The 20,197-nt window shown below is 72.0% G+C and carries 18 protein-coding genes and 1 pseudogene; 6 read left to right on the top strand and 13 right to left on the bottom strand.

What is annotated here, in order from left to right; translation table 11 throughout:
* The first annotated feature begins 168 nt into the window (after positions 1 to 168).
* Entirely contained in the window at positions 169 to 519 is a 351-nt protein-coding gene (locus tag ABZ877_RS21690; protein WP_361073764.1) for a serine/threonine kinase, read from the top strand.
* On the opposite strand, the gene ABZ877_RS21685 is transcribed toward ABZ877_RS21690, so the two are convergent.
* From ABZ877_RS21685 to ABZ877_RS21650, 8 genes and pseudogenes are all read right to left on the bottom strand, one after another.
* Positions 503 to 3,412: a hypothetical protein gene (locus tag ABZ877_RS21685; protein ID WP_361073774.1), complete on the bottom strand. Its 2,910-nt coding sequence runs from the start codon at positions 3,410 to 3,412 to the stop codon at positions 503 to 505. The genes ABZ877_RS21690 and ABZ877_RS21685 overlap by 17 nt on opposite strands.
* Positions 3,413 to 3,538: 126 nt before the next feature.
* Positions 3,539 to 3,607: pseudogene (locus tag ABZ877_RS21680) on the bottom strand (zinc-ribbon domain-containing protein); the annotation flags it as partial.
* Between the two features lie 130 nt (positions 3,608 to 3,737).
* The gene (locus ABZ877_RS21675) at positions 3,738 to 4,427 is read right to left on the bottom strand and encodes a demethylmenaquinone methyltransferase (protein ID WP_361073650.1); all 690 of its coding nucleotides are present in this window, start codon (positions 4,425 to 4,427) and stop codon (positions 3,738 to 3,740) included.
* A 612-nt stretch (positions 4,428 to 5,039) separates the two neighbouring features.
* Positions 5,040 to 5,630, bottom strand: coding sequence for a hypothetical protein (locus ABZ877_RS21670; protein ID WP_361073648.1), 591 nt, complete (start codon positions 5,628 to 5,630; stop codon positions 5,040 to 5,042).
* Between the two features lie 14 nt (positions 5,631 to 5,644).
* Positions 5,645 to 6,844, bottom strand: coding sequence for a cyclic dehypoxanthinyl futalosine synthase (mqnC, locus tag ABZ877_RS21665; RefSeq protein ID WP_361073646.1), 1,200 nt, complete (start codon positions 6,842 to 6,844; stop codon positions 5,645 to 5,647).
* A gap of 68 nt (positions 6,845 to 6,912) precedes the next feature.
* Positions 6,913 to 7,617: an A24 family peptidase gene (locus tag ABZ877_RS21660; protein WP_361073645.1), complete on the bottom strand. Its 705-nt coding sequence runs from the start codon at positions 7,615 to 7,617 to the stop codon at positions 6,913 to 6,915.
* A gap of 5 nt (positions 7,618 to 7,622) precedes the next feature.
* Positions 7,623 to 9,305, bottom strand: a complete 1,683-nt coding sequence (locus ABZ877_RS21655) for a protein kinase (protein WP_361073643.1) — start codon at positions 9,303 to 9,305, stop codon at positions 7,623 to 7,625.
* 213 nt (positions 9,306 to 9,518) lie between these two features.
* Positions 9,519 to 10,391, bottom strand: coding sequence for a menaquinone biosynthesis protein (locus ABZ877_RS21650; protein ID WP_361073641.1), 873 nt, complete (start codon positions 10,389 to 10,391; stop codon positions 9,519 to 9,521).
* 349 nt (positions 10,392 to 10,740) lie between these two features.
* Here ABZ877_RS21650 and ABZ877_RS21645 point away from each other — a divergent pair, with 349 nt between their 5' ends.
* On the top strand, positions 10,741 to 10,944 hold the full coding sequence (locus ABZ877_RS21645) for a cold-shock protein (RefSeq protein WP_003948780.1): 204 nt from the start codon (positions 10,741 to 10,743) through the stop codon (positions 10,942 to 10,944).
* A gap of 151 nt (positions 10,945 to 11,095) precedes the next feature.
* On the opposite strand, the gene ABZ877_RS21640 is transcribed toward ABZ877_RS21645, so the two are convergent.
* Positions 11,096 to 11,620 (bottom strand): DUF2000 domain-containing protein, encoded by a 525-nt coding sequence (locus tag ABZ877_RS21640; RefSeq protein ID WP_361073639.1) that lies wholly within the window; start codon positions 11,618 to 11,620, stop codon positions 11,096 to 11,098.
* On the opposite strand from ABZ877_RS21640, the gene ABZ877_RS21635 reads away from it, so the two are divergent.
* Positions 11,619 to 12,440: an AraC family transcriptional regulator gene (locus ABZ877_RS21635; RefSeq protein ID WP_361073637.1), complete on the top strand. Its 822-nt coding sequence runs from the start codon at positions 11,619 to 11,621 to the stop codon at positions 12,438 to 12,440. The genes ABZ877_RS21640 and ABZ877_RS21635 overlap by 2 nt on opposite strands.
* Positions 12,441 to 13,186: 746 nt before the next feature.
* Here the strand turns inward: ABZ877_RS21635 and ABZ877_RS21630 are convergent.
* Complete coding sequence (locus tag ABZ877_RS21630; protein WP_361073635.1) at positions 13,187 to 14,482, bottom strand: acetyl-CoA C-acetyltransferase; 1,296 nt, start codon at positions 14,480 to 14,482, stop codon at positions 13,187 to 13,189.
* A 69-nt stretch (positions 14,483 to 14,551) separates the two neighbouring features.
* On the opposite strand from ABZ877_RS21630, the gene ABZ877_RS21625 reads away from it, so the two are divergent.
* Entirely contained in the window at positions 14,552 to 15,898 is a 1,347-nt protein-coding gene (locus tag ABZ877_RS21625) for a 3-oxoacyl-ACP reductase (protein ID WP_361073633.1), read from the top strand.
* 47 nt (positions 15,899 to 15,945) lie between these two features.
* On the top strand, positions 15,946 to 16,800 hold the full coding sequence (locus ABZ877_RS21620; protein ID WP_361073631.1) for a MaoC/PaaZ C-terminal domain-containing protein: 855 nt from the start codon (positions 15,946 to 15,948) through the stop codon (positions 16,798 to 16,800).
* Here ABZ877_RS21620 and ABZ877_RS21615 read toward each other — a convergent pair.
* From ABZ877_RS21615 to ABZ877_RS21605, 3 genes are all read right to left on the bottom strand, one after another.
* Positions 16,786 to 17,403, bottom strand: a complete 618-nt coding sequence (locus tag ABZ877_RS21615; protein ID WP_361073762.1) for a TetR/AcrR family transcriptional regulator — start codon at positions 17,401 to 17,403, stop codon at positions 16,786 to 16,788. The two genes, ABZ877_RS21620 and ABZ877_RS21615, sit on opposite strands and share 15 nt — an antisense overlap.
* Before the next feature lie 157 nt (positions 17,404 to 17,560).
* Positions 17,561 to 18,889, bottom strand: a complete 1,329-nt coding sequence (locus ABZ877_RS21610; protein WP_361073629.1) for a dicarboxylate/amino acid:cation symporter — start codon at positions 18,887 to 18,889, stop codon at positions 17,561 to 17,563.
* 380 nt (positions 18,890 to 19,269) lie between these two features.
* Positions 19,270 to 19,563 (bottom strand): DUF4229 domain-containing protein, encoded by a 294-nt coding sequence (locus ABZ877_RS21605; RefSeq protein ID WP_361073627.1) that lies wholly within the window; start codon positions 19,561 to 19,563, stop codon positions 19,270 to 19,272.
* A gap of 97 nt (positions 19,564 to 19,660) precedes the next feature.
* Here ABZ877_RS21605 and ABZ877_RS21600 point away from each other — a divergent pair, with 97 nt between their 5' ends.
* Positions 19,661 to 20,185: a GNAT family N-acetyltransferase gene (locus ABZ877_RS21600; RefSeq protein WP_361073625.1), complete on the top strand. Its 525-nt coding sequence runs from the start codon at positions 19,661 to 19,663 to the stop codon at positions 20,183 to 20,185.
* Positions 20,186 to 20,197 lie beyond the last annotated feature (12 nt).

Raw genomic sequence — 20,197 nt, 5'->3', positions numbered from 1 at the left:
CGTCGGGGGCGGCGGCTCGCGCCGGGGCGTTTCGCGCGGCGCCCCGCGGGGCTACCCTTCCGGTACCTCCTGGGGGTGACGTCTGTGCACATACCACCCGAGAACCCCGGGTACCCCGCGTACCCGGAGTACCCGCCGGAAGTCCGGGTCCCGAAGTTCGTCGGCCTGATGGCGGCCGACGCGCGCGGCCTGGCCGCGGCGCACGGGGTCCGGCTCACCGCCCCCGACCGGCCCGACTTCGCGGCCACCACCGTCGACTACGTCGTACGCCAGTACCCGCTGCCCGGCGTCGAGGTCCCCCGCGACGCCGCCGTCACCGTCTGGTTCGACCTCGGCGAGGGCGAGGCGGGTGGCGGCGGCGCGGGTGTGCGCGTGCCCCGCGAGCCGGGGCCGCGGGGCGGGGGGATGCGCCGTGAACTCGACGAGCCGGACGAGTCGGACGGGTTGAACGGGACGGACGGGACGGACGGGTCCACCGAACCTGCGCGGTCTGCCGGGCGGTTCAGTCGATGTCCGTGAGCCGCCAGGAGTCCAGACCGACCTGATACGTGCCGGCGAGATCGGTCCACAGGTCCTCCTTGCCGGTCAGGAAGATCGTGTACTCGGTGCCGTCCGGGGTGATGTACGACTGGTCGATGCCGTGGATCGTCTGCCCGGCCTCGTTCTCGTACGTGTACTCCCAGAGGGCGCCCTCCCGGCCCTGGAAGGTGTTCGTTTCCAGGCGGATCCGCTGATAGTTGCTCTTTTTCGAGTCCTCCTCAAGATGCTTCTCCATCGCCAGGAGGTTCTCGTGGGAGGTGTACGGCGCGTTCCGGATGACGCCGATGACGTACTTCTCCATGCCGGTGCTGCCCGCGTACGTGATCTGGCTGCCGTTCCGCATGCCCACGCGGTCCCAGACGTCCGGGATGACGAACGAGAAGCCCTTCTCGTCGAAGACCTGGTGGTAGCCGGCCGGGACGTCGGGCATGCCGGTGGGGGCGGCGTCGGAGGCGAGCACGGAGGGGGTCGGGCTGTCGGTCGGGGTAGGGGTAGGGCTCGGGGTGGATGAGGCGGGCCCGGGCGGTGTCTGCGTCTGGCCCTGACTCTGCCCCTGGTCTTGACTCTGGCTCTGGGTCGGAACCGGCTCGCCGCCCTTGCCGTCCTGCTTGTCGCCCCCACCGTTGTCCATGAGCAGCAGCACCCCGGCCGCGGCACCACCACCGATGACGATGGCACCGACGATGGTCCCGACCCAGACACCGACGCGCCGCGAGGGGCTGTCGCCGGTGGGGGCTACGGGGGTTGGGTGCGGGGTGAGTTGATAGGGGCCCGGGGTGTGACTGTGGCCCAGGGGGACGACGGTCGGGGTGTACGGGGTCGAGGTCTCGGCCCCGTCCGGCTTGCTCAGCGACAGGGGCTGGGCGGGTACGCCGGGTGCCGGAGGCTGGGCGGGTGCGCCGGGTGCGGGGGCCTGGGCGGCAGGCAGCAGGGTCTGATCGGCCGTCGGCAGCTGGTCCAGGGGGGCGGGGGGAGTCTCCGACGGGGTTGCGGACGGAGACGCGGGTGGAGTCTCGGAGGGGGCGGTGGGCGGGGCCGCGGGTGGAGTGTCGGACGGGGCTGGGGACGGAGGCGTCTGGTCGGCCGTCGGGGTCTGGCCCGGCGCCGACGGATGGTTGGCCGTCGACGACTGATCCGGCGCCGGTGACTGACCGGCTACTGGCGACTGATCCGGCGTCGGTGACTGGTCGGCCATTGGTGCCTGGCCCGGCGCCGACAACTGATCCGGCGTCAGCAACCGGTCGCCCGTCGCCGACTGGCTCGGCGTCGGCCACTGACCGGCCTCTGGCGACTGATCCGACGTCGGCGGCTGGTCAGCCTTCGACGACTGACCAGCCATCGGCTGCTGACCCTCCAACGGCGACTGACCGGCCGTCGGTGACTGGTCCGGCATCGCGGGCGCCGGGGTCTGCCCCGACACACCCGGAAGCGAAGCCTGACCCGGCACACCCAGAAGCGGGCCCTGGCCCGGTGCACCTGCGTGCGGGGCCTGGCCCGGCACGCCCGGGAGCGGAGTCCGGCCCAGTGCGCCTGGCAGCGGGGTCTGGCCCAGTGCCCCCGGGAGCGGGGTCTGGCCCAGCATTGCTGGGAGCGGGGTTTGGGCGATGGCCGTTGGCATGCCTGTCAGTTGCAGCAGGTATGGCGTCAAGAATGTCGCCGCGGCGATCCACAGCAGTCCGAACAGCAGTGCGTCGGGGACGCTGACGCCCAGGTCGACTCGGCCCGCGCCGCTGCCGAAGAAGTCGAGGTCGCCCGCGAACTCCGCGCCGATGCCGCCGACCCCGGCGAGCAGCAGGAACAGGCCGAAGAACAGGGCCGCCGAAAGGAACTGCTCGCGGCGGTCGAGGGAGCGCCGGGCCGTCAGGACACCGACGACCAGGGCGCAGACCAGCCCGATGGCGAGGGCGTAGACCACCGCGCCGGAGCCGAGTTCGTCGCCGAGCCGGGACAGCCCGAACGACTCCTTCTCGTAGCGCCCGCCCCCCAACGACGACGACCCGCGCCCCTCGAACTGCAGCGGAGCGCCCCAGCTCAGGCCGAGCACGCCGAGCGCGAGGTTGGGCAGGAGCATGAAGAAGACGCCGAGCGCCGCCGCGTCCGAGCCGTCGAAGTCGGAGGAGTCGGCGAGGTCGGACGGGTTCGAGGACCCGTCGTCACCGAAGATCGCGAGGCCGATCCAGCCGAGCACGGCGGCGATCAGCAGCACCCAGCCCATGGCCCGGACGGCCGTGCCGAACGCCCGCACCGACATCCGTACGCCCGGCCGCGCACCCGCGATCCGGTACTTCAGGTCGTCGCCGTGCAGCACGCCCCCGGCGACCGCGAACGCGAGCAGCAGCGTCCACAACGCCGTCAGGAACGGCGCCGTGTGCAGCGACGCCTCCCGGATGTCCGGCTGCCCGATCAGGGCCAGGACGAGCGTCGCCCCGGTGACGAGCAGCGCGACCCGCACGGCCGCCTCAAGGCCCGCGCTCGCGCCGCCCGGCGCCCCGGGCACGGTCCGCGCGTACAGGCGCGTCCGCAGCATCCGTACGCCGATGACGAGCGCGACGATCCACACCACGGTCACCAGGAGCGGGATGACGGAGAGCGAGGCGGTACCGGCGGAACCGGAGTCGTAGCCGCCGCCGTACATCGAGCCGCCGGAGCCGCGGCCGGAGACCTCCAGGCTGCCGCCGAGCCCCTGAAGCAGCACGGCCAGGGCGACCCGCATCCGGTCCGCGAACCCGAGCACGACGTCGTCGGGGTCCTGCCCGTACGAAGGGATGGCCAGGGCGAACGCGGCGACCACGAGCAGCCCGACCGGCCACAGCGCGGCCTGCGCGGCCCCGGCCCAGTCGCCGCGCATCGCACGCCCGAGGAACTGTCCCAAGGCCGAGGGCTGAGCGGGGCCCGGGGCGTGGGTGGGCGGCGGCGGTGTGGGGGCACCGGCGGGGGCCGCGGCGGGAACGGGGGGCGTGCTGGGCGGGGGCGGAGTGGCGGCGGGTGACCGTTCCCGCCCGCATCTCATGCAGAAACGGGCCTCTTCGGGAGCCTCGGCTCCACAGTGCGGGCAGAACGACGGCATCGGGATGCTCCGTGACGATGATCCGGGGACGACCGGGTGACGCACCGTCACCCGGTCGTCACCACGTACTCAACGGACACATCTTTCCGGCCGACCGGTTCCCGTCAACTGCAATAGGCGAAGGCGTACTTCACTTGGTACCGCGGTGCAACGCGACGATGCCGCCGGTCAGGTCCCGCCAGGCCACCTTCTTCCACCCCGCGCCCTGCAACCGGGCGGCCAGTTCCGGCTGGGTGGGCCAGGCGCGAATCGACTCCGCGAGATAGACGTACGCGTCCGGGTTCGAGGAGACGGCGCGCGCGACCGGGGGCAGCGCGCGCATCAGGTACTCGGTGTAGACCGTGCGGAACGGGGCCCACGTCGGGTGGCTGAACTCGCAGATGACGACGCGTCCGCCCGGCTTGGTGACCCGGTACAGCTCGCGCAGCGCCTGGTCGGTGTCCTGGATGTTGCGCAGCCCGAAGCTGATCGTCACCGCGTCGAACGTGTCGTCCTTGAACGGCAGCCTTGTGCCGTCACCGGCGGTGAACGGCATCCAGGGGTGGCGCCGCTTGCCCACGCGGAGCATCCCGAGGGAGAAGTCGCAGGGGACGACGTACGCGCCGGCCCGGGCGAACGGCTGCGACGACGTCGCCGTCCCCGCCGCGAGGTCGAGGATCTTCTGCGCCGGGCGCGCGTCGACGGCCTTGGCGACCTCCTTGCGCCACAGCCGGGCCTGTCCCAGGGACAGCACGTCGTTGGTGAGGTCGTACTTCTCCGCCACGTCGTCAAACATGGAGGCGACTTCGTGGGGCTGCTTGTCCAGCGATGCGCGGGTCACTTGACCATTGTGGCAGGACCGGGTCCGTCACCGGGTGACCGGGACCTGTCTAGGATGCGGGGGCACGTGGCCGGACGGAGGGGTGGGCGCGTTGGGGGCGGCACGACGTTGGGCGGCCGGGGCGTGGGTGGCTATGGCCGCGGGGGGCTGGGTGGCGACGCAGGCCCTGGAGGGCGGCATCGAGCCGACGAACGGGCCGCGGCCGGCGGGTCAGGCTCCGCCGTCGGTGGCCCCGGTCACCTTGCCGGACGCCTGCCCGTCCCACCGCCCCCGAACCCCACCACCGGCCCCGACGGCAAACCCCGAACCGTCCTCACCCGCCGCCGTCACGGCAAGAGCAACCTTGACCGCGCACGCCCAGTTCGAGGCCCGCGACACCGCATCGAGCAACGACGCCTCCACAAACTGCGTAACCGTCACCACCCGCTGACCCACCCCAGAGACACCGCACACGGCACACCCTCAGGGGCGCGAGGAACGGCGCGACCAGCCACCACGAACCCGCAGACGAAGTACCGATCGGGCAGCGCACGCAGTGCGCGTCCTAGGGGCGCGGGGAACGGCGCGACCAGCCACAAACGGCCCGCACCCGGCGACCCGCCCCGCGGAGCGCTACCGCCCCCGGTACACCAACCGCCCCCTGATCACCGTCGCCACACACGTCGACGCCCCCTGCCGCACCAGATCCTCCCGGTCCGCCACGTCGAACACCGCGAACCTCGCCGCCCCGCCCACCGAGAACCCTGGCAGCAGAACCAACGGCTTGGGTGAGAAGGAGACGGGCCCGGGCAGCCCCTCGGGCCGTCCGGCGAAGGCGAGGCCCGAGCGCTGGGCGACCTCGAGGACGGGCTTGGCCTGCAACCGCCCGGCCACGGCCACCGTCCCGTGCGCGAACAACCGCTGAACCCCCCGCCGCGCACTCGCCCCGAGCCGCGAGGGATCCCGCCGGAAGATTTCCCGCGCCCGCTCCCCGCCGATCGGAACCGTCCCGTACGTGTCGGCCTCGCGCGGATCGGGGTGGTAGGTCTGCTCCAGGATCTCGGGCCCGTACGGGTTGAGGAGTCCGGGCGTGAGGATGCCGGGCCAGCGCCGCACCCGTACGCCGGGGTGCGCGGCGGCCAGTTCCTCGTACGGTCCGAGCGCCTTGATGGTCTCCCCGTCGACGAGGAGGGCGGCGTCGGCGGTGGCGTGCAGGGTCAGCACAGGGGGGGCCGGGCCTAGTTGGTCGCGACGAGCTTGAGCTCGGGGTGGGCGGTGCCGCCGTCGATGGCCGTGGAGGAGATGTGGGACATGACGCGCTCGTCGACGGGGTCGTTGGCCGGGTCGTCGTGCACGACGAGGTGCTCGTAGGTGGTGGCCCGCTGCGCGGGGACGCGGCCCGCCTTGCGGATCAGCTCGATGATCTCCATGCGGTTGGAGCGGTGCTTGGCTCCGGCGGAGGAGACGACGTTCTCCTCCAGCATGATCGAGCCGAGGTCGTCGGCGCCGTAGTGCAGGGAGAGCTGGCCGACCTCCTTGCCCGTGGTCAGCCAGGAGCCCTGGATGTGCTGGACGTTGTCGAGGAAGATCCGGGCGATCGCGATCATGCGCAGGTACTCGAAGAGGGTGGCCTGCGTGCGGCCCTTGAGGTGGTTGTTCTCGGGCTGGTACGTGTACGGGATGAACGCGCGGAAGCCGCCGGTGCGGTCCTGCACGTCGCGGATCATCCGCAGGTGCTCGATGCGCTCGGCGTTGGTCTCGCCGGTGCCCATCAGCATGGTGGAGGTCGACTCGACACCCAGATTGTGCGCGGTCTCCATGATCTCCAGCCAGCGCTCGCCGGACTCCTTCAGCGGCGCGATGGCCTTGCGCGGCCGCTCAGGCAGCAGCTCGGCGCCGGCGCCCGCGAAGGAGTCCAGACCGGCCGTGTGGATGCGCTGGATCGCCTCCTCCACCGACACCTTGGAGATCCGCGCCATGTGCTCGACCTCGGAGGCGCCCAGGGAGTGGATGACCAGCTGCGGGAACTCCTTCTTGATCGCGGAGAAGTGCTGCTCGTAGTACTCCACGCCGTAGTCCGGGTGGTGCCCGCCCTGGAACATGATCTGCGTGCCGCCGAGTTCGACGGTCTCCGCGCAGCGGCGCAGGATGTCGTCGAGCTCCCGGGTCCAGCCCTTCTTGGTGTCCTTCGGGGCGGCGTAGAAGGCGCAGAACTTGCACGCCGTGACGCAGACGTTCGTGTAGTTGATGTTCCGCTCGATGATGTACGTGGCGATGTGTTCGATGCCCGCGTACTTGCGGCGGCGGATCGCGTCGGCGGCGGCGCCCAGCGCGTGCAGCGGCGCGTCGCGGTAGAGGGCGAGGCCCTCTTCGGGGGTGATACGCCCGCCGGCGGCGGCGCGGTCGAGGACGGACTGAAGCGCGGCCTTCTCGGTCACCGGACGTGCCCCTTTCGGAGGGTTGAACACGGTTTGAACAAAATCAGGGCGGACCGTCTCAGCGTACGTCAGGCCCCCAGAGCGCCCAGCAGAACCCCCGCACAGGCCCCCGCGATCATGAACGGGCCGAAGGGCAGCAGCGTTTTCCGGCCCGCCCGCCGGAAGACGACGAGCACCGCCGCGAACAGGCCGTTGAGGCACACCCCGACGAACGCGCCGAGGAACAGCACACCCCACCCGTACCAGCCGAGCGCCGCCCCGAGCCCGACCGCCAGCTTCACGTCACCGAAGCCCAAGCCCGGGGGATAGAGGAGGTGCAGGATCAGGTATCCGCCGCCCATCCCCGCGGCACCGAGCAGCGTGCCGCGCCAGGACCCGCCGGGTTCGGGCAGCAGCGCGGCGGCGCCGAGCACGGCGAGGGCTAGCGCGGCGAGCGGCAGTGTCAGTAAGTCGGGGAGCCGGTGCACGGCGAAGTCGACGGTGGCAAGGAGCACGCCGAGCGGGGCGAGCAGCAGCCAGGCGGCCAGTTCGGGCCGGGTGCCGGTGGCGGCGGCGAGCAGGGCACAGATGAGGGCCGTACAGGTGGAGAGAACCACGGTGCTGGGCCCGTACCGCGCGGGGCCTATCCAGCCGGGGATCGGCCGGCCCTCGGGGTCCGTGGAGCGCCACGGTTCCTCCGGCTCCACGGAGAGGCGGTAAGCGGGGCGCGGCAGGAGCGCTCCGGCCGCGGCGCCCCAGAGGGCGGCGAGGACGGTCAGCGCGACGGTCTCCACCCGGGTCAGCCTTTCGGTACGCGCGCGAGGTCGGCCGTGGGGTTGCCCGCCTGGGGGTACTGGGACGTGTACGTGAGGGCGTCGCCGTCGCGCGTGAGGTGCACGGTGTGCGGGCCCTTGGCGCACGTGCCGGGGTTGTCCCGCGCGGCCTCGCCCCCGGCGACCAGTTCCTTGCCGTCGACGGACTTCAGTGTGAGTACGTCGACGCACTGGATGCCGAGCGGGTCGGTCGAGGTCACCTTGCCGACCTGTTCGCCGGCAGCGGCCTGCCTCAGGTCGACCCGGAACGTGCCGAAGGGCATGCCCGCCTGTACCGCCGGGCCGTTCCAGGCGCCTAGGTAGAACGCCGGTACGGACCCCGTCCCGGACGGTGACGCCGACCCTGAGGGCGGGACGGAGTCCATGGGCGGGGCCGGTGTGGAGGTCGAGGGCTTCGCTCCCGCCTCCTTGCTGCCCGAATCCGGCAGCATGTTCACCACAAGAATCCCGCCGACCGTGACCGCCGCGAGCGCCCCGGCCACCGCGAGCGCCACCGAGCAGCTCAGCCTGCGTCCCCGTCCGTCGGCGGACGTGGGCGTGGACGTCGCCGACACGGAGACGGAGAAGCGGCCCGGAGTGGCGTCCTCCGTGACGGATGCGGGGTCGGGGGACGGCGGCGCTTCCTGCGGGCGCTGCGGCGGCACCGTCGCGTACCCCGGGTCCGGCGGTCCGAAGACGCCCGCCGGGGCCGAACCCCCGCTCACCGACGGGCTCGTGAAGCCGACCGGGCCCGACGGCGGCACCGGTGTCGGCGCCCCCTCCAGGTCCAGGAGCTGCACCGCGCTGCGCGAGACCTGCTCCACCAGCGCCCCGGGCAGCCAGCCCGCCGCGACGAGCCGGGCCGCGCCCTCGGGTGCGAGGCGCCGCGCGACCTCCTCCGGGGCGGGCCGGTCCGCCGGGTTCTTCGCCAGGCAGGCAGCGGCCACGTCCCGTACCTCGCCGGTGAGTGCGCCGAGCTCGGGCTCCTCGTGGACGACCTTGTAGAGGAGCGCCGCCGACGAGTCACCGGGGAACGGGGACTCGCCCTTCGCCGCGTACACGAGGACCGCGCCGAGCGAGAACACGTCCGCCGCGCCGGTCACGCCCTTGCCGAGGATCTGCTCGGGCGCCATGTAACCCGGCGAGCCGATGGAGACGCCGGTGCCGGTCAGCGAAGCCGTACCGGCGGTGGCCCGCGCGATGCCGAAGTCGATCAGGCGCGGTCCGTCCACCGTGAGCAGCACGTTCGACGGCTTCACGTCCCGGTGGACGAGGCCCAGGCCGTGCACCGCCGCCAGCGCCTCCGCGAGGCCCGCGCCCAGGACCCGTACGGAGTGCTCCGGCAGCGGCCGGCCGTCACCGGCCGCCTGGGCGAGCGAGGGGCCCGCGACATAGCCCGTCGCCACCCACGGCACGGCCGCGTCGGGGTCCGCGTCCAGGACCGGGGCCGTCCACGCGCCGCCGACCCGCCGCGCCGCGTCCACCTCGCGTCGGAACCGCGCCCGGAACTCCTCGTCCAGGGCGAAGTGCGGGTGCACCACCTTCACGGCGACGGTCCGGCCGCCGGCGCTGCGGCCCAGGTAGACGCGGCCCATTCCGCCGTGCCCGAGCCTGCCGAGGACGCGGTAGGGACCGACCGTCGTCGGATCGTCGGCCGCGAGCGGTTGCATCCGGACCCTCCCCCGTACTCTTCCGGACTCCGTGGCGCTTGAGGCGCTTGTGCTGCAGCAGCGTAGTCGCGTCACCGGAATGCCGTGCGTTCACGCCGATTTCATCCCGGCGCCGGGGAATTCCGGTGCGGCGTTCACGGAATTCCTCCGCGCGTACGTGATGCGCGGGGCACACGCGCCATACGCGGCATACCCGGCGGAATTCCGTCCGCGTCACCGCGCGAGCAGTTCGACCGTCACGTCGGAGGGAAATCCGGTCGACGGGCCGACCCTGCGCGCGAACTCCGTGACGCCTTCGAGCTGCGCCGCGCCGAACCGGAAGTCGAGCGTCGTGAAGTACTCCTCCAGAACGCGCTCGTCGAACACCTCCCAGCGCGCCGCCTGCTCCGCCACCTTCGCGACCTCCTCCAGGGACACGTCCCGCGACCGCAGGAACGCCTCGTGCACCTGGTGCGTGATCACCGGCTCCCGCGCCACGTACTCCTTGCGCGCCGCCCACACCGCGAAGACGAACGGCAGCCCCGTCCACTCCTTCCACATCGCGCCCAGGTCGTGCACCCGCAGCCCGAGGCGCGGCGCGTCGTGCAGGTTCGCGCGCAGCGCCGCGTCACCGATGAGCACCGCCGCCTCCGCGTCCTGCATCATCAGGCCCAGGTCCGGCGGGCACGTGTAGTAGTCCGGCCGTACGCCGACGCGCTCCGCGAGCAGCAACTGCGCGAGCCGGACGGACGTACGGGACGTCGAACCCAGCGCCACGCGGCGCCCGTCGAGCTGGTCGAGCGGGACCTGCGAGACGATCACGCAGGACATCACCGGGCCGTCGCAGCCGACGGCCAGATCGGGGAAGGCGACCAGGTCGTCCGCCGCCTTCAGGAACTCGACGAGGGTGATCGGGCCGATGTCCAGATCGCCCTGGACCAACTGCTCGCTGAGCTTCTCCGGGGTGTCCTTCGTCAGCTCGAAGTCGAGGAGCGATCCCGTCCGCGCGAGGCCCCAGTACAAGGGCAGGCAGTTCAGGAACTGGATGTGGCCGACGCGGGGGCGGGCGCGCCGCTCGGCCTGAGGAGTCTCGGGAGAATTGTCCACATCGGCGAGGCTAGACCCCATGAGGTACGGTGCAGGCTCCGGGCCGGACGGGACATCCGCCCCCGGCTTCCGCGAGACACCGGACCGCGCCGCGTCAAGACGCCGCTCCGGTCGTGTCAAGACGCCGCACCGGTCGTGTCAAACCTCCGAGTGACGTGATCTTGCCCTCTATTGCTTTCGGCTGCCTACGTGCTAGGCTCGCCGCAAGTTGCAGTTTGGTTTCCCTTGCAGTACAGAGCCTGCGGAGCATGTAACCGCAGGCTCTCGTCGTATTCAGACTTTTGCAGTTGTTCGTAAGCGCATTTGCAGGTTCTGGAGCAGGGCGACCCTTTGGCCCATAGGAGGGCTTATGGCTACCGGAACCGTGAAGTGGTTCAACGCTGAAAAGGGCTTCGGCTTCATCGCCCAGGAAGGCGGCGGCCCGGACGTCTTCGTCCACTACTCGGCGATCAACGCGAACGGCTTCCGCTCCCTCGAGGAGAACCAGGCCGTGACCTTTGACGTCACGCAGGGTCCGAAGGGCCCGCAGGCGGAGAACGTCACCCCCGCCTAATTCCTTCGCGATCGCCGCACGGCAGGTGCCGTGACCCGATCCGGAACCTAGCGCAGTACCCAAGGAGCCCCGCTCCCCCGTCCCGGCCTCGCGCCGGGCGGGGTGAGACGGGGCTCCTGCCCTTTCCGTCCCGGGCCCGGCTCAGCCGTCCTCAGCCGTGCATGTGTGCGCCCTTCAGCACCTTGTCCACCGCGTTGCGCGGGCCGTACACCGCGATCCCCACCAGGTCCAGGTCCGCTGCGGCCACCGCCCGTACCGCCGCCCTGTTGTCCGTGTCGTTGCCCGTCGCGAACAGGTCCGACGTGAACACCGAACGGGGCAGCGCCCGCCGCAGCGCCCGCTCGTGCGCCGCCCTCAGCACCTCCTTGCCGCCCTCGAACACCAGCACCGGCTGCCGGAACATCGGCAAGTACGGCGTTCCGTCCGCGTCGGCGTACTCCTCCCCGACCACCTCGGGAACCTCCGTACCGAGACCGCTGACGAGGAACGCCGTCACGTTGAGGCGCTGCCATGTCTCCAGGTCGTCGCGGAGGAGGACGGCGATCTTTGTGTCGAAGCGGGTGGGGGGTTGAGCGGTGTGCTTCGCGCTCTGGGTCCCGGTTCGGGGCTCGGTCTCTGTGCTCATGCCTTGAGACTGCCGGTCGCGTTCGCGCCCCGTCTTGTACGTTTTTTGCATGGCCGCCGCGACGGGCTCCGAGCAGATCACCGCGTGGCGCCCCGAGGTCGCGGGCGTCACCGAGGTCTTCCACGCCCACTTCACCCGGCACGCCTATCCGATGCACGTGCACGACACCTGGACGCTGCTCATCGTCGACGAAGGCGCCGTCCGCTACGACCTCGAGCGGCACCAGCACGGTACGCCGCTCGGGACCGTGTCCCTGCTGCCCCCGCAGGTGCCGCACAACGGGTCCGCCGCGACCCCGCTCGGCTTCCGCAAGCGGGTGCTGTACCTCGACGCGGGGTGCGGGCCGCTCGACGCGTCGTACATCGGGCCCGCCGTCGACACGCCCGATCTCGCCGATCCGCTGCTGCGGCAGCGCATCAGCCAACTGCACGCCTCGCTGGCGCGGCGCGGGGACGAACTGGAGGCGGCGTCCCGGCTGGAGCTGGTCGGGGAGCGGCTGCGGGAACGGTTGCGGCCCCGGCTCGCGGAGGGGGTGCGGCGGCGCCGGACGGATCGGCGGGTGGCCGGGGCGTTGCGGGAGCTGCTCGACGCGCGGGTGGTGGAAGGGGTCGAGCTGAGGGAGGCGGCCTCGCTGGTGCACGCGCATCCCGCGCATCTGGTGCGGTCGTTCGGGGCGGCGTACGGGATTGCTCCGCACCAATACCTGATGGCGCGGCGGGTGGACCGGGCGCGGCGGCTGCTTCTGGAGGGGGTTGCCGCAGGGGAGGTGGCGGTGCGCTGCGGCTTCTACGACCAGTCCCATCTGACCCGCCACTTCAAACGCGTACTCGGCACGTCCCCGGGCCGCTACGCACGAGGCGCGCGTCTGTGAGTGGGGCGGGGCTGGGGCCTGCGAGGGTGCGGTAGGGCGCGGTCGGTTGTGTGGTGGGGCGGGGCCGTGCCAGGGGTACATGCAGGGCGCTGTAGGGCGCGGTCGGTCCGATGATGGGGCGGGGCCGCGCCGGCGTACCTCCTCGGCCGGATAGGTCTGGTCGTCCTCTGTCCGCCAGAGGGCGGGTCACCCGGCGCTGAATTCCGGCGGTGTCCTGCGGGGGCACCCCGACACGTCCCCTCCCGTAGCGACGCGGGTGCACCCCGGTGGTCCCCTACCATGGGCAACCCGCCGCTCCCCGCACCTCCCACCCCCCGGGCGCCCCGCCTAGGGCAACCTGCCATCCACCACCCCCACCCCGGCCGTTCCCGCCCGCCTTGGGCAATCTGCCGCTCCCCGCACCTCCCCACCCGGGACACCCCCGCCCCGCCTCGGGCAACCTGCCATCCACACCCCTACCCGGGGCACCCCGGCCCGCCCCGCCTTGGGCAATCTGCCGCCCACCTCCCCCGCCCAGAGCGCCCCCGCCTTGGGCAATCTGCCGCCTGGGGCGGCAGGGTGGGCAAGGCGGCACCCCAGCGCCGGGTCACCGTGCAAGCAGGCCCCCGCAAACGCCCCGCCCGGCGGCACCCCAGCGCAGGGTGACCGGGCGAGCAGGCCCCCCGCGCATACCCGGACCGCGCAAGAGCGCCGGGTCACCGCTCGAACAGGCCCCCGCCCCACCCCGGGTAACGCACAACCCCGCGTCACGCCCGTTCCAGGATCGCCGTCACTCCCTGGCCGCCCGCCGCGCAGATGGAGATCAGGCCGCGGCCAGAACCGTCGCGTTCCGAGAGGAGCTTGGCCAGGGTCGCGACGATCCGCGCCCCGGTCGCGGCGAAGGGATGCCCCGTGGCCAGGGATGACCCCGCAACATTGAGCCGCCCCCGATCAACCGCCCCGAGCCCCCGCTTCTCCCACGCCGCCAGCGTCGCGAGCACCTGGGAGGCGAACGCCTCGTGCACCTCGATGAGGTCGAAGTCCTCGATCCCGAGCCCGGCCCGTTCGAGCATGCGCGGCACCGCGTACGCCGGCGCCATGAGCAGTCCGTCCCCGCCGCCCCCGGTCACGTCGCCGCCGACGAAGTCGACCGCCGCCGTCTCGTACGCCGTCAGATAGGCGAGCGGTTCCAGCCCGCGCGCCCGCGCCCATTCCTCACTGGCGAGCAGTACCACCGCCGCCCCGTCCGTGAGCGGTGTCGAATTGCCCGCGGTCATGGTGGGGTTGGGGTCCTTCACGCCGAAGACCGGCTTGAGTTTGGCCAGTTGTTCGACGGTGGAGCCGGGGCGCAGGTTCTGGTCGCGTTCGAGGCCGCGGTGGGGGACGACCAGGTCGTCGAGGAAGCCCCGGTCGTACGCCGCCGCGAGGCGCTGGTGACTCGCGGCGGCGAGCGCGTCCTGGTCCGCGCGGGTGATGCCCCATTCGCGGGCCGTGACCGCCGCGTGTTCGCCCATCGACAGGCCGGTACGGGGTTCGGCGTTGCGCGGGATGTCGGGGACGAGGTGGCCGGGCCGTATCCGGGACAGCGCTTGGAGGCGGCCGGCGGTCGTCTTGGCGCGGCGGGCGGCGAGGAGGATCTTGCGCAGGGTGTCGTTGACGCCGAGCGGCGCGTCGCTCGCCGTGTCGGAGCCGCCCGCGACGGCGCTGTCGAGCTGCCCGAGCGCGATCTTGTTGGCGGCGGCGATGATCGCCTGGAGTCCGGTGCCGCAGGCCTGCTGGATGTCGTAGGAGGGTGTGCGGGGGTCGAGCGTCGAGCCGAGCACGGTCTCGCGCGCGAGGTTGAAGTCCCGGCTGTGTTTGAGCACGGCTCCGGCCACGAACTCCCCGACCGCGCCGGGCTCCTGGAGACCGAAGCGGTCCGCGAGGCCGTTCAGCGCCGCGGTCAGCATCTCCTGGTTGGAGGCGGTGGCGTAGGGGCCGTCGGAGCGTGCGAAGGGGATGCGGCTGCCGCCGATGACGGCGACTCGGCGGGGCGGTGCCGGGGTTTTGGCGGGGCTTTCCATCTCGACAACTCCTGACTACTGAGTAACCTTACTCCGAAGTAAATTTACGACCGCGCAGGGAGTTGGACAATGGCCGACCGCTATCTGAACTTCACCGGCACGGCCCCGGGCCGCCTCCTGACCCGCCGCCTGGGTCTGCCGCAGCCCGCGCCCCTGCGCCGCTGGTCGGCGGAGCAGCCCGGGTTCAGCGGGCAGTTGCTGCACTTCTCCGCCGGCCCCTCCTCGTACCGAGGTGAGCTGTCGGAGCTGCTGCGCCGTACCGGGCTCGATGTGCGCGGTTCGCTCTCCGGGCGGGGTCCGGAGGCGGCCCGCCCGGTCGGTGTCGTCGTCGACGCCACCGCCGTCACCGGTCCGGAGACGCTCGCCGAGGTGCACGCCGCCCTGCATCCCGTCGTGCGTTCCGTCGCGACGAGCGGGCGCGTGGTCGTGCTCGGGGCGCCGCTCTCCCCCGACGACCACCACCAGGCGGCCGTGCAGCAGGGGCTCGAAGGGTTCGTCCGCTCCCTCGGCAAGGAGATCGGCCAGGGGCGCACCGTCAACCTGGTGCGGATCGCGGGCCCGGTGAGCGCCGCCGAGTCGACCTTGCGGTTCCTGCTCTCGCCCCGGTCCGCCTACGTCAGCGGGCAGGTCATCGAAGTCGGCACGCCCGCGGGCGATGTGGCCGTGCCGGACGACTGGGCCGCTCCCCTCGCCGGGCGCACCGCGCTGGTCACCGGTGCCGCGCGCGGCATCGGCGAGGCCGTCGCCGAGACCCTCGTACGGGACGGGGCCCAGGTGGTGCTCCTCGACGTGCCGTCCGCCGAGGCCGATCTCGCGAAGGTGGCGGAGCGCCTTGGCGGGCGGGCCCTGCCGCTGGACATCACGGCCGAGGACGCCGGTGAGCGTATCGCCGGGTTCGTCGGCGAGGACGGGCTCGACATCCTCGTGCACAACGCGGGCATCACGCGCGACCGGCGTCTCGCCAACATGCCCGCTGACCGGTGGAGTTCCGTGCTCGACGTGAACCTCGCCGGCGTGCTGCGGACCACCGACGCCCTGCTGAAGGCGGGTGCGGTGCGGCGTGGCGGCTCGATCGTCGCCACGGCCTCCATCGCGGGCATCGCGGGCAACACCGGCCAGACCAACTACGCAACCAGCAAGGCCGGTGTCATCGGCCTCGTCCGCTCCCTCGCGCCCCGCGCCCTCGCCGAGCACGGCGTCACGGTGAACGCGGTGGCCCCGGGCTTCATCGAGACGAAGATGACGGCGGCGGTCCCGCTGTTCATCCGCGAGGCCGGGCGGCGCATGAACTCCCTCGGGCAGGGCGGCCTCCCGGTCGACGTCGCGGAGACCACGGCCTGGCTCGCCGCCGCGGCGTCCGGCGCCGTGAACGGACAGGTCGTCCGGGTCTGCGGGCAGAGCCTGCTGGGCGCGTGAGCCGACAAGCGCCGCCCGTGCCTCATCCCCTTCGGGAAGGACCCGCCATGCCGCCCGCACCCCGCACGCACACCCTCACCTCGCTTCCGTCCCTCGGTCCCCTCATGGCTCGCGGCGCGCTCCTGTCCCCGCTGAAGCGGCCACGGCCGGACGCCGAGGTGCCCGGCACGCGGCTCGTCCTTCCCTCGCTCCGAGTGGCACGGGCGCACCTCGCCGCGTACGAGCGCGTCTGTGCCTTCCCCACCGGGCGGGACGAGCTTCCGGTCACGTATCCGCATGTCCTCGCGTTCCCTGCGGCGATGCGACTGATGTCGGAGCGGGCGTTCCCGCTGCCGCTGCTCGGGCTCGTCCACACGTCGATCGACATCACGCAGCGACGGAGCCTCACCGCCGAGGGGACGTACGGACTGACCGTGTACGTGGACGGGTTGCGGGCCCACCGGCGCGGCACCGAGGCCGTCGTGCGGACCGAACTGCGTGCGGGCGAAAGTCTCGTCTGGGAGTCCATCAGTACGTATCTGGCGCGGCATGGGAGGGGTGGTGGGGGCAGCGTCACGGAGGAGAAGAGCGAGCCGCTTCCCGCGCTCCAGACCTGGGCGCTGCCCGGTGATCTCGGGCGTCGGTACGGGGCCGCGTCCGGCGACCGCAACCCCATCCACCTGCATCCGCTGACCGCCCGCCTCTTCGGCTTCCCGCGCGCCATCGCCCACGGCATGTGGACCGTCGCCCGGTGCCTCGCGGAGTTCGGCGCGGGCGGGCCCGTCCAGGTACAGGCACGGTTCAAGGCGCCCGTGCTGCTGCCGGGCACGGTGACGTACGCGGCCGAGGGGACCGCCTTCGAGCTGCGGGCGGCGAAGGGCGGCCGGGTGCACGTGGAGGGGGAGGTGTCAGCGCTGGGATGACCAGCGGCGTCCGTCCATGAGGTTGCCGAGGCCGGACCACGCGAAGTTCATCATTGTCGTGGCCGCCTCCTTCGCGGAGACGGACGGGGTGGTGTTGGCCCATCCGGCGAGGGCCTCCGCCGCGCCCACGAGGGCTTGCGCGAGCCCGGCGACCTCGCGTTCGGTCGGCCCCGGGTCCTCGTGCGCCTCGCGTGCGGCCTTGGCGATCAGGGACGTCACGAACGCGACGATCTCCTCGCGCATCGCCCCGACCTCCGCGACGAACGGGTCACCGCCGGAGCGTGCCTGGCTGTGCAGCACCGCCCAGCCGTCGGGGCGCTCGGCGGTGTGCGCGAAGAACGCGGTGAGGCCGTCCCAGAGCTGCCGGTCGGCGGGAACGTCCGTGCGGACGCCTGCGCGCACGGCCGCGACGAGCGCCGCCGCCTCGCGCCGGATGCAGGCGGTGAACAGGTCTTCCTTCGAGTTCAGATACAGGTAGACCAGCGGCTTGGAGACCCCGGCGAGCTCCGCGATGTCGTCCATCGACGCCGCCCGGTAACCCCGCTCCCCGAACACCCGTACCGCCGCGTCGAGCATCTGCCGCTCCCGCTCGGCCCGCGGCATCCGCTTCTGCCCCGCCCCGGCCCGCACGTCCCCGCCCACCCCTGCCGCCTTCCACCGCGTCCTGCCGTCCCTGCTTTTGCACAGGTCAGCCTACGACTGTGCCCCGCCCCCGGAGTCCGGGAGCGGGGCACGGGCCGGTGTACGAACCGGGGGACGGTCAGGCGGCGACCGAGACCGGCGCCGACTGCTGCGGCTCGTCCACCGGGGAGGAGGAGGCGTTGTCGTAGGCGTCGTGGTCGAGGATCTTCTCGCGCGCCGAGACGATGACCGGGACGAGCGCCTGGCCGGCCACGTTCGTGGCCGTGCGCATCATGTCCAGGATCGGGTCGATCGCGAGGAGCAGGCCGACGCCCTCCATCGGCAGGCCGAGCGTGGACAGCGTCAGGGTCAGCATGACCGTGGCGCCGGTCAGACCGGCCGTGGCGGCGGAGCCGATCACCGAGACGAAGGCGATGAGCAGGTAGTCACCGACGGAGAGGTCGATGTCGAAGATCTGCGCGACGAAGATCGCGGCGATCGCCGGGTAGATCGCGGCGCAGCCGTCCATCTTGGTCGTGGCGCCGAACGGCACGGAGAAGGAGGCGTACTCCTTCGGGACGCCGAGGCGCTCGGTGACCTTCTGGGTCAGCGGCATGGTGCCGACCGAGGAGCGGGAGACGAAGGCCAGCTGGATGGCGGGCCAGGCGCCCTTGTAGAACTGGAGCGGGTTCAGCTTGGCGACGGTCGCGAGCAGCAGCGGGTAGACGCCGAAGAGGACCAGGGCGCAGCCCACGTAGATGTCGGCGGTGAACGTCGCGTACTTGCTGATCAGGTTCCAGCCGTAGGTGGCGATGGCGTAGCCGATGAGGCCGATGGTGCCGATGGGCGCCAGCTTGATGACCCACCACAGGGCCTTCTGGAGCAGTTCGAGGACCGACTCGGAGAGGGTCAGGATCGGCTTGGCCTTGTCGCCGATCTGGAGGACGGCGATACCGGCGACGACGGCCATGAAGACGATCTGGAGGACGTTCAGCTCGGTGAACGGCGTGATGACGTCCGTCGGGATGATGCCGGTCAGGAAGTCGAGCCAGGAGCCCGCGTGGTCCGGCTTGGCGCCGTCCTTCGGGGTGAGGCCGGTGCCCGAGCCCGGGTTGGTGACCAGACCGATGACGAGGCCGATGGCGACCGCGATCAGCGACGTGATCATGAACCAGAGCAGGGTGCGGGTCGCGAGCCGCGCCGCGTTGTTGACCTTGCGGAGGTTGGTGATCGACACCAGGATCGCGAAGAAGACGAGCGGGGCGACCGCCAGCTTCAGGAGCTGGACGAAGATGTGGCCGACCTTGTCGAGGGTCGTGACCAGCCAGTCGATGTCCTGGCTGCGGGCGAGCCAGCCGAGCAGCACACCGAGGACGAGACCGCCCAGGATCTGCGCCCAGAACGGGATCTTCGGTATGCGGAAGCCCGACGCCGGCTTGGCGTCGGTGGGGGTGGTGTTCGCGGACACGGAAGCACTCCAGTGATAACGCGCGGGGACAAGGCGGGGACGTGACGACGTACGGGAGCGGCGACCGTGAGATGAGGTCAGGTCAGCGGCGCTCGCTGCGGCGGGATCGGTCGCGTCAGGCGCGACACGCCGCGGACACGCAGCGGCAGAGATCGACATGCAGGCGCGCCACGAGCGGGACGCCCGGGGTGGTGCGGTGCGCTGCGGATGTCTTCATGACAAGCACGTTAACACCAGTGCTTTGAGAACATCAAAGGGCTGCTTTGGGGAATAGATGCGGCGTGTGGCGCAGAAAGCCGCAAATGCCTTGAAAACGCAGGCGCCCCCGCCACCTGGAGGGGTGGCGGGGGCGGGTGCGGTGCTTGGGGGTGTGAGCGGGATTACGCGCCGTGGGCACGGGCGGCGTCGTCCGCCTCGTCCTCCATGGAGCGGTTGGCCTCCATGGTCGCCTTGGCGCGGTCGACGCGGGCGACGATCTTCTCGGAGGCCCGGTCGCGCTCGCCGCGCAGCAGGACGAAGCTGAGCGGCGCGGAGATGACGAGGGCGAGCAGCGCGATCCACAGGTAATTGGAGCCGCCCAGGCCGCGCGGGACGATGCCGGTGGCGACGAGACCCCAGACGACGAGGAAGCAGCCCGCGAAGATTCCGAGGCGCATCAGCGTGTAGCGGAGCATCTCAATCCACTCTTCCGTTGCGAAATGGTCCCTCCAGTGAAGCACGCGCCCGTGGAATCTTGTTGAGCGCCCCACTTGTAATGGGTACGGTCCACCCATGACACTTACTTTCGCGTTGGACCCGGTCATGGACGAGGCTCTGTGCGATCAGCTCCTCGCCTTGTGGACCGACGTGTCGAACGCCGGTGGAGCCGTCGGTTTCGTCCCGCCCGTCACCCGCGACGACATCCGGCCCGAGCTGGACAAGCGCCTCACGGCGATCGCGGAGGGCCGCACGCGCCTGCTCGTGGGACGCGACGAGCACGGCACGGTCGCCGCGACCGCCTTCCTCTCCCCCACCCCGCACCGCCTGATGAAGCACCACCTGTGGCTGTACACGGTGATGGTCCACCCCCGGCTCCAGGGCCAGGGGCAGGGCCGCGCCCTCATGGCGGCGGCGGAGCAGGCGGCCCGCACCTTCGACGGGATCGAGGCGCTGCGCCTGACCTGCCGGGGCGGCACGGGCGCGGACCGCTTCTACGCGGCGTGCGGCTACAAGGAGGTCGGCCGGGTCCCGGGCGCCATCCGGGTCGCCCCGGGGGACGACCGGGACGACGTCCACATGATGCTGCCGTTGAACTGAGCCCCGGGAGGG

It is taken from the genome of Streptomyces sp. NPDC046939, from assembly GCF_040644575.1.
Classification (GTDB): domain Bacteria; phylum Actinomycetota; class Actinomycetes; order Streptomycetales; family Streptomycetaceae; genus Streptomyces.
This window is presented reverse-complemented; position numbering and strand designations above follow the sequence as displayed.

Coding starts and splice junctions, on each gene's coding strand:
- ABZ877_RS21600 (WP_361073625.1), top strand. CDS start 19,661: ATGACACTTACTTTCGCGTTGGACCCGGTCATGGACGAGGCTCTGTGC.
- ABZ877_RS21625 (WP_361073633.1), top strand. CDS start 14,552: ATGGCCGACCGCTATCTGAACTTCACCGGCACGGCCCCGGGCCGCCTC.
- ABZ877_RS21620 (WP_361073631.1), top strand. CDS start 15,946: ATGCCGCCCGCACCCCGCACGCACACCCTCACCTCGCTTCCGTCCCTC.
- ABZ877_RS21635 (WP_361073637.1), top strand. CDS start 11,619: ATGGCCGCCGCGACGGGCTCCGAGCAGATCACCGCGTGGCGCCCCGAG.
- ABZ877_RS21640 (WP_361073639.1), bottom strand. CDS start 11,620: ATGCAAAAAACGTACAAGACGGGGCGCGAACGCGACCGGCAGTCTCAA.
- ABZ877_RS21615 (WP_361073762.1), bottom strand. CDS start 17,403: ATGCCGCGGGCCGAGCGGGAGCGGCAGATGCTCGACGCGGCGGTACGG.
- ABZ877_RS21655 (WP_361073643.1), bottom strand. CDS start 9,305: ATGCAACCGCTCGCGGCCGACGATCCGACGACGGTCGGTCCCTACCGC.
- ABZ877_RS21630 (WP_361073635.1), bottom strand. CDS start 14,482: ATGGAAAGCCCCGCCAAAACCCCGGCACCGCCCCGCCGAGTCGCCGTC.
- ABZ877_RS21605 (WP_361073627.1), bottom strand. CDS start 19,563: ATGCTCCGCTACACGCTGATGCGCCTCGGAATCTTCGCGGGCTGCTTC.
- ABZ877_RS21690 (WP_361073764.1), top strand. CDS start 169: ATGGCGGCCGACGCGCGCGGCCTGGCCGCGGCGCACGGGGTCCGGCTC.
- ABZ877_RS21645 (WP_003948780.1), top strand. CDS start 10,741: ATGGCTACCGGAACCGTGAAGTGGTTCAACGCTGAAAAGGGCTTCGGC.